General features: G+C 43.1%; 18 protein-coding genes. 3 read left to right on the forward strand and 15 right to left on the reverse strand.

Annotated features, from left to right (window positions below; translation table 11 throughout):
* Positions 1-269: 269 nt before the first annotated feature.
* From H6798_03850 to H6798_03860, 3 genes are read right to left on the reverse strand one after another with little or no spacing between them, the layout of a single operon-like run.
* Entirely contained in the window at positions 270-911 is a 642-nt protein-coding gene (locus H6798_03850; protein ID MCB9821640.1) for a hypothetical protein, read from the reverse strand.
* Positions 908-1720: a histidine phosphatase family protein gene (locus H6798_03855; protein ID MCB9821641.1), complete on the reverse strand. Its 813-nt coding sequence runs from the start codon at positions 1718-1720 to the stop codon at positions 908-910. Before H6798_03855 ends, H6798_03850 begins: the two co-directional genes overlap by 4 nt.
* Positions 1710-2078 (reverse strand): VOC family protein, encoded by a 369-nt coding sequence (locus tag H6798_03860; protein MCB9821642.1) that lies wholly within the window; start codon positions 2076-2078, stop codon positions 1710-1712. Before H6798_03860 ends, H6798_03855 begins: the two co-directional genes overlap by 11 nt.
* 21 nt (positions 2079-2099) lie before the next feature.
* Here H6798_03860 and H6798_03865 point away from each other — a divergent pair, with 21 nt between their 5' ends.
* Complete coding sequence (locus tag H6798_03865; GenBank protein MCB9821643.1) at positions 2100-2594, forward strand: YajQ family cyclic di-GMP-binding protein; 495 nt, start codon at positions 2100-2102, stop codon at positions 2592-2594.
* On the opposite strand, the gene H6798_03870 is transcribed toward H6798_03865, so the two are convergent.
* Genes H6798_03870 through H6798_03895 form a run of 6 tightly spaced genes read right to left on the reverse strand, consistent with a single transcriptional unit; the run spans position 2591 to position 6856 of the window.
* Entirely contained in the window at positions 2591-3508 is a 918-nt protein-coding gene (locus H6798_03870; GenBank protein MCB9821644.1) for a hypothetical protein, read from the reverse strand. The two genes, H6798_03865 and H6798_03870, sit on opposite strands and share 4 nt — an antisense overlap.
* A gap of 49 nt (positions 3509-3557) precedes the next feature.
* Positions 3558-4286 (reverse strand): hypothetical protein, encoded by a 729-nt coding sequence (locus H6798_03875; protein MCB9821645.1) that lies wholly within the window; start codon positions 4284-4286, stop codon positions 3558-3560.
* A complete protein-coding gene (locus tag H6798_03880) occupies positions 4276-5430 on the reverse strand; it encodes a DNA recombination protein RmuC (GenBank protein ID MCB9821646.1) in 1155 nt (384 codons plus the stop codon). Before H6798_03880 ends, H6798_03875 begins: the two co-directional genes overlap by 11 nt.
* Before the next feature lie 12 nt (positions 5431-5442).
* Positions 5443-5853: a metallopeptidase family protein gene (locus H6798_03885; protein MCB9821647.1), complete on the reverse strand. Its 411-nt coding sequence runs from the start codon at positions 5851-5853 to the stop codon at positions 5443-5445.
* A 19-nt stretch (positions 5854-5872) separates the two neighbouring features.
* Complete coding sequence (locus tag H6798_03890) at positions 5873-6154, reverse strand: hypothetical protein (GenBank protein ID MCB9821648.1); 282 nt, start codon at positions 6152-6154, stop codon at positions 5873-5875.
* Positions 6155-6169: 15 nt separating this feature from the next.
* Positions 6170-6856 (reverse strand): hypothetical protein, encoded by a 687-nt coding sequence (locus H6798_03895; protein ID MCB9821649.1) that lies wholly within the window; start codon positions 6854-6856, stop codon positions 6170-6172.
* Between the two features lie 202 nt (positions 6857-7058).
* On the opposite strand from H6798_03895, the gene H6798_03900 reads away from it, so the two are divergent.
* Entirely contained in the window at positions 7059-8309 is a 1251-nt protein-coding gene (locus H6798_03900; GenBank protein MCB9821650.1) for a tyrosine--tRNA ligase, read from the forward strand.
* Here the strand turns inward: H6798_03900 and H6798_03905 are convergent.
* Genes H6798_03905 through H6798_03915 form a run of 3 tightly spaced genes read right to left on the reverse strand, consistent with a single transcriptional unit; the run spans position 8262 to position 9595 of the window.
* On the reverse strand, positions 8262-8705 hold the full coding sequence (locus H6798_03905; protein ID MCB9821651.1) for a hypothetical protein: 444 nt from the start codon (positions 8703-8705) through the stop codon (positions 8262-8264). The genes H6798_03900 and H6798_03905 overlap by 48 nt on opposite strands.
* Before the next feature lie 8 nt (positions 8706-8713).
* Positions 8714-9136, reverse strand: coding sequence for a cupin domain-containing protein (locus H6798_03910; protein ID MCB9821652.1), 423 nt, complete (start codon positions 9134-9136; stop codon positions 8714-8716).
* Positions 9137-9163: 27 nt separating this feature from the next.
* Complete coding sequence (locus tag H6798_03915; protein MCB9821653.1) at positions 9164-9595, reverse strand: hypothetical protein; 432 nt, start codon at positions 9593-9595, stop codon at positions 9164-9166.
* Positions 9596-9688: 93 nt separating this feature from the next.
* Here H6798_03915 and H6798_03920 point away from each other — a divergent pair, with 93 nt between their 5' ends.
* A complete protein-coding gene (locus H6798_03920) occupies positions 9689-10993 on the forward strand; it encodes a hypothetical protein (protein MCB9821654.1) in 1305 nt (434 codons plus the stop codon).
* On the opposite strand, the gene H6798_03925 is transcribed toward H6798_03920, so the two are convergent.
* Genes H6798_03925 through H6798_03935 form a run of 3 tightly spaced genes read right to left on the reverse strand, consistent with a single transcriptional unit; the run spans position 10983 to position 14193 of the window.
* Positions 10983-11240, reverse strand: coding sequence for a hypothetical protein (locus tag H6798_03925; GenBank protein ID MCB9821655.1), 258 nt, complete (start codon positions 11238-11240; stop codon positions 10983-10985). The genes H6798_03920 and H6798_03925 overlap by 11 nt on opposite strands.
* A 42-nt stretch (positions 11241-11282) precedes the next feature.
* Positions 11283-12371 carry an OpgC domain-containing protein gene (gene opgC, locus H6798_03930; protein MCB9821656.1) on the reverse strand — a complete coding sequence of 363 codons (1089 nt, stop codon included), beginning with the start codon at positions 12369-12371 and terminating at the stop codon, positions 11283-11285.
* A gap of 58 nt (positions 12372-12429) precedes the next feature.
* On the reverse strand, positions 12430-14193 hold the full coding sequence (locus tag H6798_03935) for an alpha amylase C-terminal domain-containing protein (GenBank protein MCB9821657.1): 1764 nt from the start codon (positions 14191-14193) through the stop codon (positions 12430-12432).
* Positions 14194-14199: the final 6 nt, after the last annotated feature.

The following is a 14199-nucleotide window of genomic DNA, read 5'->3' on the forward strand; positions in this document are numbered from 1 at the left end:
CCTTAATGTACTTGGGCTGGACACCCATTTTGGCCTTGAGAGAATTCCCAAGACTCGGTTTACTCCCGAAGATTGATTGATAACTTAAAAGCTCCCTGTTTCGGGAGCGTACCGCGACTTACGAATTGTCTAGATAATAGTTAACTCATGACACCTGTACGCTCAATATCTGCCTTGCCATTAGCAAGGACACCGGTAGACACCGACATCTGATACATACAAATTGTTGAGTTAAATCTACTCATAACCTTATTATAGCACATCTATGCTTATGCTTCAAGTACTTCTATGAACTTTGGAGCAATTTCGATCGCTGCTCGCTTGTTTGGATGATTGTCTAGCCAGATTAATCTTCGGTATTCTCTCTTCAAATAATTTTGCTTGTTGGCTAACAGATCAAAAAAGTCGAAGACCCCGATATTCTTGCCAAATTTTTGCCCAGCCAACCAGTTTGCCAATTTACGAGCGCGAGCAGCGTTTTCGGATGATGTAGAGCTGGGTCGTAAAGGTGGTGAAGTCATAATAATCAATTGCTTTTTGGTTTTAGTGAAATGCTTTTTAATTCGCAGGTAGTAATCTTTGATCTGCTGGAGTTCTTGGTCGTTCTTGATGTTTGAGTTTGGATAGCAAGATTTAATTATTATCCGGTCGTAACTCATGACAAGTTTATAGAGTTCGGAATACTCTTTAGCACCTAACTCCGAAAACAGCAGAGCATAATCGACTGGCCGAGTATTGTTATTAGGGAAACTTAGTCCCAACTTTAAACTGCTACTTATTGTACGTAAGATGCCCGTGTTGTTATCGTAGTCAGCGAATTGGCCAGCGTTTGATTTATATAATCGATTATATAATCTACTGTCGTTGATAAGATTATTACCGACCGATCGATGAATGAACAAGGTTTTCATCGAAACACACGCTCTCGCACGACCATTGTGTACAGTTGGGAGTTATTGATATTCTCGTTGTCACAAAAGCCATATGCCATTTTTTGTAAACATTTGATGGTTTGATTATGACTTATGAGTAAAACCCTGTTATTGCATAGTTCGTCTCTGCGCTCGAACAGAAAACTTCTTAGTCGCATCGATGTATCAACGTAACTTTCGATTTCTCCGCCAAAATCTAAATCAAGATAGGCATTCCAATCTAATTTATCCGAACCAAAATACCTATCCAGCTCTTCGATCGACCTCCCCTCCCACTTCTTAAAATCACCTTCGACAAGTCTTTTGTCTTGGTATATTTTTTTACCACCTAATTGTTGAGCAATTATTTCTGCAGTAGCAACCGCGCGAGCTATTGGTGAACAGATAATATAATCAAAGTCTTGTCCTTTTTCTTTCACATCTCTAGCTAGTTCGATTGCCTGCTGTACACCTTTATCGGTTAGTTTTGCTTGTGGGTAAGAGATTATCCCAGCTAGGTTATCGTCTGTTTGTCCATGCCTAGCAATATTTATCACCAAGCAACTAAGTTTGTACTCATACCCAGATCGATCGCGCTGCATGTAGCCGCGGTCGACTAGTTCTCTACGCAGCAGTGGCCAATCGCTAAATGTATGCCATAGTTTTAAGATCTCGTTAACCTCAAGCTCTGTATAGGTTTTGTTGGCATCAAACTTGGTTGCAAGATAGTCTAACACGAGCACTTTATCTGACTGCTTTTTTGGCCAGACTGTTACGCAACCATCTGTATCTAAAAATCTATTTATCATGTTTAGTAAAGAATGAGATGTTATAACCTTCTGGATCGATGATCCCAAAGGATCTGTCGCCCCATGGATTATTCCTTAATTCGTGCCCAATACTTACATCGTCTTTAAGCTTAAGATACAACGAATCGACATCCTCGACCTCCAATGAAAGACCACTGCCCGTTGCTATATCTTTTAAACCTTCTTCAACTGGCCACATAAATTCTAGGGTAGCGCCACCAATCTGGAACATTACACCCTTACTGTCTTGCCTGTCCCATTCATGAGTAATCTTAAATCCCAATGTATTTAAGTAATAATTTCTTTGTCTGTAATAATCTGCAGGATACAGCTTTAAACGAAATTCTTTGACTATCATGGGTATAGTATACTTGAGTTTATGGCTAACTTTAGTTTTGATATCGAGAGTACTTACGACGCCGGCGAGATGAATAATGTTTTCGACCAAGTAAAGCGCGAGCTGGCTAGCCGTTACGACCTTAAAGGTACCAGCGCAAGTATTGATTGGCTCGACGATAAACAGGGTTTTAAGTTTACGGCCGACCAGCAGTTTCAACTCGATGCCCTTATAGATATGGTCCGTAAAGTGGCTGCCAAACGTGGCCTCAACCAAAAAACTTTCGACACCAGTGCTGAACCGACCGAAACCAATCTGCAGATGTATTGGACTGTGCCGTTTAGAAGTGGCCTAAAGGGCGACGACGCCAAGAAGCTTACCAAGCTGTTTCGCGACGAAATGCCCAAGCTAAAAGTGATGATTCAGGGGGAAGCAGTGCGTGTAATGAGCCCTAAAAAAGATGAACTCCAAACAGCCATGCAGCTAGTCCGTAGTAAAGAGTTCGAGTTTCCTCTGAGCTTCAACAATTTCCGTTAGTCCTGATAAATCGTGTACCGATCTATCTCACCACCGACCAAATCATATAAAGCGTTGAGCCCAGGTAGTCCCTGACATCTATTGAGGTCGTAGACGAATGTTTTGATCGACCCAAAACCTCGCCGAGCGAGTATATTCGGCGCACTAGATAATAATTCCCAATTTTCATCATTAGCCTGAGTGAATTTGACATCAGCTCCAAACCAAGCAATAACTTCTTCTAAATTCAAAAATTCAAACTGCATATCGGCTGGGTACTCTTGTGGTGCCTCCGCGCTATACCATTCTGTATTAAAAACATTTAAGGCTTCGCGTATGGCGGCCCGGGAAGCTTCTCCAATTAATGGCTTACACCTCCTGATATCTTGAGGTATATGCCTGGCAACCGAGTAGTGTAAGCCGTCTCGAGTTCCGTTATCAATAACCCTCGGCACCAACTCTGTGCGTGCCGGCTCGATATAATCCACTCTTAGTCTCGGAACTACTATTTTTGGTAAAACTTTGTCGCCAACCGATGGATTATCTAAGAAGCGTCGAATTCGCATCTCGTGAATCTCAATCTCGCGCGATGAAGGTGGTGGACTTAGCTCGGGTAACTCGATCAAGGCGACCATCTGACTATTCTCCAAATTTATCCGACCATCGCTCGTAGACTGCAGTAAGTGCAAGACGAGTCTAATCGGATTTCCCCACAAACGCTCCAGCCGATAGCGTGCCCTTTCGTCAATTCTAGCTAAATCGGGGCTGGAAAATGTTCGACTTGCTTCGCCGGGTGCTATCGCTTGAAACATGTTTACAATCTGATGGTTTTGCCGGTGTTCCTCGACTAAATCGCGATAATACTGAAGACGATCGAGTTCGGTCACGTTGGCCGGCATACTCGGCTTCTTTAGCCATGGCAAGCTTTCTTTCATCTAGTAATTTTATTTCTTAGCTGTGAATATATGCAAGCAGAAGCAATTTCTAAGCTAGCTGTGTCGCGATTAATTCAGCAAGACTGGCTCGACTCGAGCCCGTAAAATTGTGGTCACTAGCTTGGAGTGTTATCGCACCACAAGCTGCAAGCATCTTGTCTTGGTCTGCTGTCCGCGCGTCGGACTCTGCCAAGATAATTGTATTATTTGGTTTATGTAGCTCTCGCTCATAGATTGTGTCCCAATCCCGGTCAAACTCTTGCATAAACCTGTTTGGCACCAGACTAATCGTGCCATCTTTACGATAAAACTTTAGCCCGTCTGCATCTTGCCAGGCATTATGTTTTCTAGCCATGTAGTTCATAAAACCACCATGGCGCATACCTACTGCAGGAGCCAAGAAAAATGCTTTGTAAATTAGTCTTTCTAATTCGGGATAAAGTGAAGCCAATACCCGACAACCAAGGCTATGCGCAACAAATGCAATCTTTACTCCTGGATATATACTTTGGACTAGTCCAATCACTGCCCTCAGCCTATCTTGCTGGTCTGTAAGCGGTAAAAACGTGGCGTTCCCTCCGGCATCAAAATCGCTCATATCAAATAATGCGCTAGTGTGGCCTTTTGTTGCCAAATAGCGCGCGATATCGACAAATAAACCCTTGCTCGGCCACTTGACTCCCCAACCATGGACGTACACTATTACTGTCTCTGGCTGTCCATCGGGATAATGAGCATCATCATACCCAGGACCGAACCAGTGAATCTCAGGCAGCATCTTGTTCGTCGCTTTTTTCTGGTGCTGCAATTCGCTGGACTTTGTTCAGCTTACCTTCTATGTTCCGGCTCTTGGCAGTCGCTGAGTCAATTACGTTACTCGCTTCGACCAGTTTTTTCTTGGCTTTATCCATAAGATCGCCAAACTTACTGAACTCTTCTCTTGTAGCCGTAAGTACCTGCCAAACCTCACTAGTGCGTTTTTGAATCGCTAGGGTTCTATAACCCATCTGCACAAAGTTTAGGATTGGTAAGATAGTTGTGGGACCCGCAATCGCGACATTATATTTCTTGCGCAAACTATCAACCATGCCTGTCTGCTGGACAACTTCAGCATACAGACCTTCGATGGGTAGATACATGACTGCGAAATCTGTTGTTGACGGAGGATCGATGTACTTCTCGCTAATCCGCTTTGCTTCTAACTTTATCTGATTCTCGAACGCTTTGAGTGCTTCACTATGAGCGACTTTATCGGCTTGCTCCTGAGCTTTTAGGAGTGCCTCGTAGCGATCAAGAGGTAGCTTGGCGTCAATTGGCAACAGTAATACTTGACTGTCTTTACCAGGTATTTTTAGCGCAAATTCGACTGGATCGTTCGATCCCTGCTTGGTTACTACATTGGTTAAATACTGTTCGGGATTTAGTATTTCTTCGAGCAATGCCCCTAACTGTGCTTCTCCCCAGGCACCGCGGGTTTTTACGTTACTTAAGACCCGTTGTAGATCTCCTACACCCGTAGCGAGTGTTTGCATTTCCCCAAGACCTTTATGAACGCTTTCGAGTTGTTTACCAACTTGCCTAAAACTTTCACCCAGACGTTTTTCTAGAGTACTTTGCAGCTTCTCATCGACAGTTTGACGCATTCGATCGAGCTGTTTGTTGTTATCTTCCTGAAGCGACATCAAACGACGCTCAATCTGCTCACCTAACTTACTCAAAGCGTCACTTTGAATTTTTGTAACTCCCAGCAACTGTTTGTTGATGCTGTCGGAACTATCTTTGAGGCTAGAGGCCAACTCCTTGCGATTGTCTTTTAGCTCTTCGGCGATATCTGGACTATTCGACTTTCTAGATGCCACAAAGAACGCCAGCAATATTAAGCCTGAGAGATTTGCAATTAGTAGCAAGCTAACACTGTCCATACTTAAACTATATTATAGCTTAGCCTGTTTGTTGGCTTGTTGTAGTTTTGCCATGTCGTGATGGTTTAGTCCATAATAATGGGCAATCTCGTGCCATAATGTCTGTTTTATCTTTGCCTGGAGTTCGCTAGACGATTTAGAAACTTTTAGTAAGGGGATCCTGAACAAAGTAATTTTGTCCGGGAGGGCCATCGTAGTACCTGTACCGCGGCGGCTGAGCGGGATACCTTCGTATAAACCAAGTAGTAACTGGCCATTTTTTAAGCTCGATTTTTTAGTTTGGTAAACGTCAGGATAATCTGCTGTTGTAATAGCTACATTATTTAAATTTGCTATATAGTCTTGCGGTAATTCGTCTAGGCTCTGTTTGATGTATAGTTCAAATAAGTCATCTAGTGGCTGATCAAGCTCAGTTTGGTTCAAGATATATAGACCTTACAGCTTATATTCCCTGAAGTTCGGCGTCTAAGTCGCTAGTGTCTAATTGACTATTTAAATCGACCTTCTCGATATCTTGGATACCTTTATCTATATCTTCCGTCGACTTAACTGGCTCGGTATCTGCAGACTGATCACTTGTCTGGCTAGTATAATCTCCAGTATCGACTACCTCGGGGTCTTCTTGATAGAAAACTACATATCCTGCGTAACCTACTACCGCTACCAAAAGTACTAGTAATATTGCTACAAAATGCGCTGTGCCTTTGTTGTTAAATTTTATCATTTGTCCCACCTATAGCTAATTAGTTTCCGAATCGTTGTCGTCTGCGAGGTTTAACTGCTCTTGTGCCGCTTGTTTAACAGCGTTAGCAAGAGCTTTTACCTCACTAATTACTGCTTTGGCATCGAGTTTTACCTGCGCTAAAGCTGCTTTATAGGCATCGACATCATCGAGTGCCTCGTCGGGGTCTTCACAACTAAAGCCCGTCCGTAGTTGTGCAGCAACCGTTAGCGATTCTGCCAATTTGGTCTGAGCCGACTCAACATTTGCCAGAAGTTGATCGTAGTTATCGACTACTAGGTTATTTGTGGTCACGAAATTATCGATACGTTTTACAAACGAATCAACTTTTTGGCCAAATGCTACGCCACGACCATGAAGGCCATTCATCTTATCGGCGATTCGATCTTTACGTTCCTCGCACTTCGTTTTTCGCTCTAGCAATCTTGCCTCGGTCCGCTCGGAGTCGTCTTGTCGTTCATGTCGAGCTTCTGCGGCATGTTCCTGATAGTCGTGAAGTCGTCGCTCAACTTCGCCCTCATCGACCGCGTGTTCGGTCTCCGATTCTGATTCAGTTTTAGAGCTATCATTAGAGTTATCGGCTCCTCCGTTATGCGCTTCTACCTTGGTCAGAGATGGCAATATAAGCGCAAATATGATCACTACCCCGAGTACTAAACTCTTAGTTGATACAGATTTGGTCATAAAGAACTCGCCCTTTCTTTAGAGATTTACTAAGTGCTTATGGATTATAGCGCGTCTCAGTTTTGTTGCAAGCTGACATGCGCTATTAAATGTTGTAAACTTAATCTGATGCAAACGTACCGAAACTCTTATCTAAACTATACCCCGTTGGGGTGACTAGAGATTTTTTTAGGGTTTTATTACGTAAATAAGGATATACAAAATGACATTATCAGAAGAACTCCAATGGCGCGGATTTGTCCAAGACTCAACCTATAGCGACCTAAGCCAGCTAGACAATCAGACCGTCACTTTCTATCATGGCTTCGATGCTTCTGCGCCTTCGCAAACCATCGGTAATTTAGCAGCTATGATGCTAGACCGAGCGATGATTAGACATGGCCATAAAGCCATCATCTTAGCCGGTGGAGCTACAAGTTTAATTGGCGACCCAGGTGGCAAAGACAAAGAACGACCTATGCAAACTGTCGAAACCATCACTGCCAACGTCGAGGCTGCCAAAGTACAACTAGGGAAGATCTTTAGTGGCTTGGACTACACTCTAGTTAACAATTTAGACTGGACCAAAGACATGACTGTGCTCGAATTTCTGCGCGACATCGGCAAGCACTACTCGATGACCCCACTCGTGCAGCGCGATTACATCGCCAAGCGTATGGGTGAAGGTGGCGAAGGTATCAGCTATACCGAGTTTAGCTATACCCTGCTCCAAGGCATGGATTACCTGTACCTTTTCGATAACTACGGCTGTACCTTGCAACTTGGTGGAAGTGATCAGTGGGGTAACTGCTTGTCAGGAGTCGACCTAATTCGCCGGGCTCGTGGTAGCGAAGTTAATGTGATTACTAATAAGCTCGTTATAAACCAGGCTACTGGTAAAAAATTCGGTAAAAGCGAAGAGGGCGCAGTCTGGCTAGACCCCAACCTAACTAGCCCATACAAGTTCTACCAATTTTGGCTAAACCTCGACGACGAAGGGGTGGAATACTACCTAAAGATTTACACCGAACTCGATAAAGAAACCATCGATCAGCTCATGGAACAACACCGAGCCGAACCTCACCTGCGCAAAGCTCAGAAACGCCTAGCCGAGGAAGTAACCCGGCTTGTGCACGGCCAAGATAACCTAGCAACTGTGCAGGCAGTAACTGGGATTATTTTTGCAGCAACTGAAACGGAAGTTAACGAAGAGATAGCTAATAGTCTTAAAACGGAACTCCCGGTTATCTTAAAAAACCGAAATCAGCTAAACGATATCCCCGGCTTGTTAACTGAGCTCGGCTTGGCAAGCAGTAAGTCTGAAGCCAGAACTTTTTTGGATACAGGGGCTATTAAAGCTGGCTTACGAGCAGAAAAACTAAACCTAGACTCCGACATCGCTAGGTTTGAGCAATATGGGTTTATTTTACTCCGCCGCGGTCGTAACAATGTGGCTATAGTCGAGCTTACTTAAATCACGATCGTTTATATGTACAAAACTGTGTTTGATTGAAAGTCCTGAGCTTTCTATATATTGTTGCACCATATAGGCTGCATAATTACAGAAGGTCTTTGTTGGTCGTTTAGCGGCTGGAAACGACCAATCTAAACTAAGCGCTAGATCTTCGGCACCGTTTCGATTAATCTTACCCTTGTTAAACTGGTTTATCGCAACAGGCTCTGAGCGGCTATAAGTATTTGTTCTAGCTACTCCAACCACTTTGTTATAGTCTGGCAGCCTGTCAAACACGACCTTTAGATCTCGCTTGATTGCTCCAAGAATAACTACATCATCAAAAATACCCCCCAAACTACTGATGTGCGGGTATGTTCTAAACGTGTAGCAAAGAACTTTTCGGTTGTTGTTCAAGCGATTGCCTAGTGACTGTGTTCAGCATCCATGGCTTCGGCGTAGTCTTCGTGAACTGTGCCATGAGGGTGCTCTGGCTTGGCATATATGCTGTAAAGCTTGAGGTCTTCGTCGCCATCATTAATGATGTTGTGCCAGGTGCCGGCGGGAACAAAAATCGCCCAGTCATCTTCAGCTGTCCACTCTTTGTCTAGATTGTCTTCGCTTGGGCCCATCACAACCTTGGCTTTGCCTTGCTCGAGTCGCAAGAACTGATCGACATCGTGATGAACTTCTAGCCCAACTTCTTCGCCAGGCTTAATACTCATAACTGTCATTTGAAAGTACGTGCCGGTCCACTTTGCTACCCTAAACTTGTCGTTGCTAGTTGTTAACTCTTCGATATCGACGACCCAAGGGTTTGGGCCCATATCTGTAGTGTCAAATGCCATGCTTTCCTCCCTTGCTTAGTAGTTCTATTATACACCCTCGGCGCAAGCGCTATCCCAAGTACCTTGGTGTTTAGCGCGTTGGTCGGCAACCCATTTTTTTTGAGCCGCTTGACCCGCCTCAAATTTGCGCTCACCCTCTTTTTCCATAATTTCTAACGCAGTGTAGTAATCTACACGTTCAAGTAAATGTGCATATGCAATCCGACCACTCACAACATAGTCATCATCATGGACTTTTGTATTTGGTCCATACTGATGACCGTGCTCCATTTCCTCTTTTATACCCTGTATGAACTGCCCAAGATCTACGATCGACCAATCAACACCAATCTCATCGCCAATTTCTTTCGCGTGTTTATGGGTTAGTCCAGGCCATTTCTGGGTGTAGTCTTTTTCGTAAAATCTATCAGTCAGCGATTGCTGTTCTTGAGTGTCAACTAGATAACTAATATCCGACATTTTCTCTCCTAATTATTGCCCAGCCAGTATAGCAGATAGCTAGCTCAAGCGTGGCCAAAGCGGTTTATCCCTGCTATACTTGATGCCAGAAATATGCGAGTTTATAACAAACATCGGGGGCTGTTGGTGCTGTTTGCGTTTCTTTCGGCAGCGATTGTTTTAGGTTTTAGTGATATCCCTAGCTACCAGGGTTTTAGTACAGTTGCTCTAAATGCATATATCGCATGGCTCGCTCAGGCGACAGGTTGGATTGGGTTATTTTTTTTATTTTGGCAAACTGTATTGAGTAATCGACTGATTGTTAGAAAATTCACAAGAGACCTAACTCTAACTCGTTCGATTACCACACAGCTCACTCTGCTTGCATCAGTATTGTTACTTATTCACCCAATAATCACTGCGTATACATATGGCTGGGAAATTTTAGCAACTATCTTACCGAGAATTGCTGGCTTCTCTTTGCCAGCAGTGATCATCGGCAAACTAGCGATACTAACTCTAGCTGTATTCTGGTTAGCGTACATCGTGAATAGATTTAAGCCCTCGGCAAGTTTACCTAGATATTTGCGGCTTACCTTACACTTAGCGCTCCCACTCGGGTTTGTGCACGCATACAGCTTGAGCCGAGTATTGTCTAATTCTGATCCAGCCTTAGTTGGTTTCTTCTTGATAGTATTTTTGTATCTAGTAACTATAGTATTGCAGACTATCCATTTCTTCGGTTTTGGCCAGATTTCTTATAAATTAATCGCAAAAAAAGAATTAAATCCAAAAATATACCGCTTTACATTCGAACCCATCAAAAAACCCTTAAAATCTTTGCCTGGTCAATATATATTTATCAAATCTAGATTATTCCAGTATGGATACCCATTGACTGTATCTCAACAGATACGAAAAGATAAAACACTCAACTTAATCGTAAAGCTTCATGGATCATCTACCTCCAGATTTAATAAACTGCAGATTGGACAAACGGTTAAGTTAGATGGGCCATATGGTAATTTTACTAAAAAGATTAGTGCCAAAAAACCAACCGTCTTAATCGCTGGCGGTATTGGAGTAATACCGTTTATTGAGCACGCTTTAGCCAGTAAAAATAAGCACATATTTCTATTCAACTGCAACCATAATCTTCAGAGCACCTTTATGCGTAAAGAGCTCAAACTCGCGCTTGGTCGCCGTTATGTAGATGTACTCAGCGAAAATTCTAAGGGTCGAAATATCGAGGTCGGCTTTATCACCCCGGATATTATTCGAAAATACATCAGCAAGGACCTAGCAAAACTAGATTTTTATATCTGCGGACCGACACCAATGATGCAATCCGTAAGAGAGCAATTAATTAACTACGGTGTGGGACGGGAAAATATAACGATAGAGATTTTTAGCTCTTAGCTCGAGCAAAGTTATTAACTACTAGTAGCCTAAAGATAACAGCTACACCAACTAAACTAGCGAGTCTGACACAAACCATTACTGTATCTGCTCCTAGAAAAATCATCGCTACACCACTGGCGGCTGTGGCGACTAAACTTGAACTATAAACGTAATAGGACTTTCGTTTAGAGAACATACTAAAGAAAATAGAGCCAACTGACGCACTAGCTGCAATAATATGTGCGATCAGAATGTATGTGTACATGGCTAAGAAATATACATGAGCACTTTGTGAATGTCTAGTATTTTATCGGGGCACAACCTTAAACAATATTTCGCGTTTCGTAATTGTATAAAAAAACATAAGTCCGCAGGTATTTATTAACACGTTAAAGATGAATTGATTTCCTCTTGGCAAGAATAGATCGACAAAGAAAATTACTATACCTTGCATAATAAAAACGTAGAGTGAGTTTTGACCAAACAAAGTAAAAAAATCTTTAGTCTTATTGATTATTAAAGTTTCATAGCGGCGAGTTAAAACATACAACGCAGCAAACCATAGGCAGAACATCGCCAGACGTGGCAACTGTAATGAGATCCGCTCAAAATGGGCACCAAAAGTTTGATTAATTACCGCCTGACTTTCAACAAGCCAGTTTGGCACACTCATATTCATGGTTTCTAATACGGTTCTTCCGTGGACCGCATATATACTAACAATCAACGAACCAATGGTCAGGCCATAAATTGCGTATAGCCACAGTCTTTGCCAATACTTCTTCCATCCGAGTACCGTTGACTCAATTTTATCCAAATAGTAACCAAGTATCGTGCCTCCGAAAAATAATATCTGCCAGCCCTGGTCATGAGCAATGCCACTTTGATACCAGATATAACCACTTGCAGCCAACACTAAATACCACATGTTTTTCCGTAGCAGCCAAATAGCAACAGGTGCAAACACCATAAACTTGACGTATAAGGCCAGAAAATCTGTCCAGCCATAAGCATAGTTTAAGCTTAATGTATCTCTAAAGATTTGTATGTAATCGCGCGAGGCTGTTAAGCCCGGCTTAACTCCCTCGTGTCCAGATAGCATTATGCCAACTGCCGTAAACCCAAGCGTCAGCACGACACTCCATATGTAAAGCACCCAAGCCCTTGAAAGTATCTTCTTGGCAACTTGCCGAAAAGGTTTATTGAGCGCCCTCTTACCTCTAACCAAGCCAATCATCATACCCGAAACAAAGAAGAATCCCTCGGCAGCAGACACCCATAACTGTCCCTTCCCAGTGAATAATTCGAATAGCCCTGGAAATCTTCCTAAATGATCAATGATGATTACGAATATGAAATAACCACGCAGAATATCTACAGCTAGAATCCGATTCAAACTTTTTTGCCTTGTTTATAAAGTAACAGACAGTATAGCAAACAAGAATTATTAACCTTTAACTATCTTGAGACAAAATCAAAATACAATTTTCCGGCAGATTGAAACATCCGCGCCCGTTGTCAACAAATACATCTGCAACCAAGATATCTGAAAAGTCATCCGAATATCCAGCCCAAGTACTATTAAATCTAACCCTCCACAAGCCGTTCCTTGGGAAACCAATCTCATAACTTTCAAACGATTGATTGCTGCAATTTATAACAACAACTACATCATCGCCTGGGCCACCGTTATCCCAGCGATGATAGGCTACAACCTTATTGTTGTCATCAATGTGCGAGACATTCAAGTGCTCACCTAGAAGTCCACTGCTAACATTGGCTGTATTTTTACGTAGACTAATTAAATGTTGATGGGCTAAGACGATGCCTTGATGTTTATCTGATTTCCGCCAATCTAAAGATCGCCAGTCGTTAAAATCACCTGCTTCCATGAATTCTTGTCCCTGAAGCAGCATCGGCACAAGCGGGGCAGTCGTAATAATCCCAAAAGCAATCAGTTGCCTCTGCTTTGCAAACTTGCTCTCGGGGTCTTTTGGAGAGATGGCGTTGCTAAACCGTACCATCCCGTTGGCAGCCGAGTCGTGTGAGTCGACAAAACCTATGCGTTCGAACGCCCTGTCATTAAACCTATGATTCAACAGATAGAGCAGCCCAGCTAAGTTTATCTCGCTTGCGTTCGAAGACCACAAAGTATCTCTTAACACATACGGGCACCCTAAGTCCCACTGTGCATCGAAGCCCGCACCACCTTGTGAGATTGGTTTTGTGATGTACTCATTATCGGCATGGTCTTCGGCAATGATGGTTTTATGCTCGTCGATACTTTTTGCTAACTGGTTAAGCCCCTGCATAAAATTCCATGCTTCTGGCAAGTTATCGCCCATAAGCTGACTGTTGCCTTTTACATTGTGAAGGTAGTGAGTCGAATCAAGCCGTAACGAATCTACATGGCAGTCGCTCAAGAACATTAATGCATTATCTAAAAGATATTGTCGTACTTCAGGCCTGCCAAAATCTGGTCGAAGACCCCATGGAGTATTACCACGCCAATCATTATAGAAGTATATTCCACCCCCATCGTTCTCATACCACCCATCAAACCTCCAGAGTCCGTGTTCGATATCTTGATAGAAGTGGTTGTAAACTACATCCACGATTACACCGATCCCCCGCTTATGGGCTTCACGCACTAGAGTTTTGAACCCGAAGAGACCGCCGTAAATACTTTCGATAGCGTGAATGTAGATAGGTGCATAACCCCAGCCCTGATCGTTATACATAGCGCTTATCGGCATGAGCTCAATCATATTAATTCCAAGCTCGGCAAGATGATCGAGTTTCTCGATGACATTTTCGAAATTAGCTTGAGTAGATGGGTTTGGTCGATAAAACGTGCCGACATGTAATTCGTAGATTATTTGTTGATTTAAAGGTGGTGGCACAAAGCTGTCATCCTGCCAATCAAAACTTGTGTCTGGTATAACGGATGGACCTTTAGCGGTTGGCATATACAGCGCCATTGGATCGTTCCGGTAGAATATCTGCTCGTTTCGATGAACAGCGTATTGATATTTCTGACCCACCATTGCTTGCTTAACAAGGCAATGCCAGTAGCCATCACCTTCCGATTTCATGGCGATTGGTTCGACGGTAAAGTCACCAACCACGTCTACGCTGTCCGCAAAAGGAGCCCAAACACGAAATGACACTCCCTTCGATACAACTACCGCTCCCACATTACGCTTATGCTCTGACATTAAGGC

Source organism: Candidatus Nomurabacteria bacterium (assembly GCA_020631905.1).
In the GTDB taxonomy this organism is placed as follows: domain Bacteria; phylum Patescibacteriota; class Saccharimonadia; order Saccharimonadales; family VXPC01; genus JACKGQ01.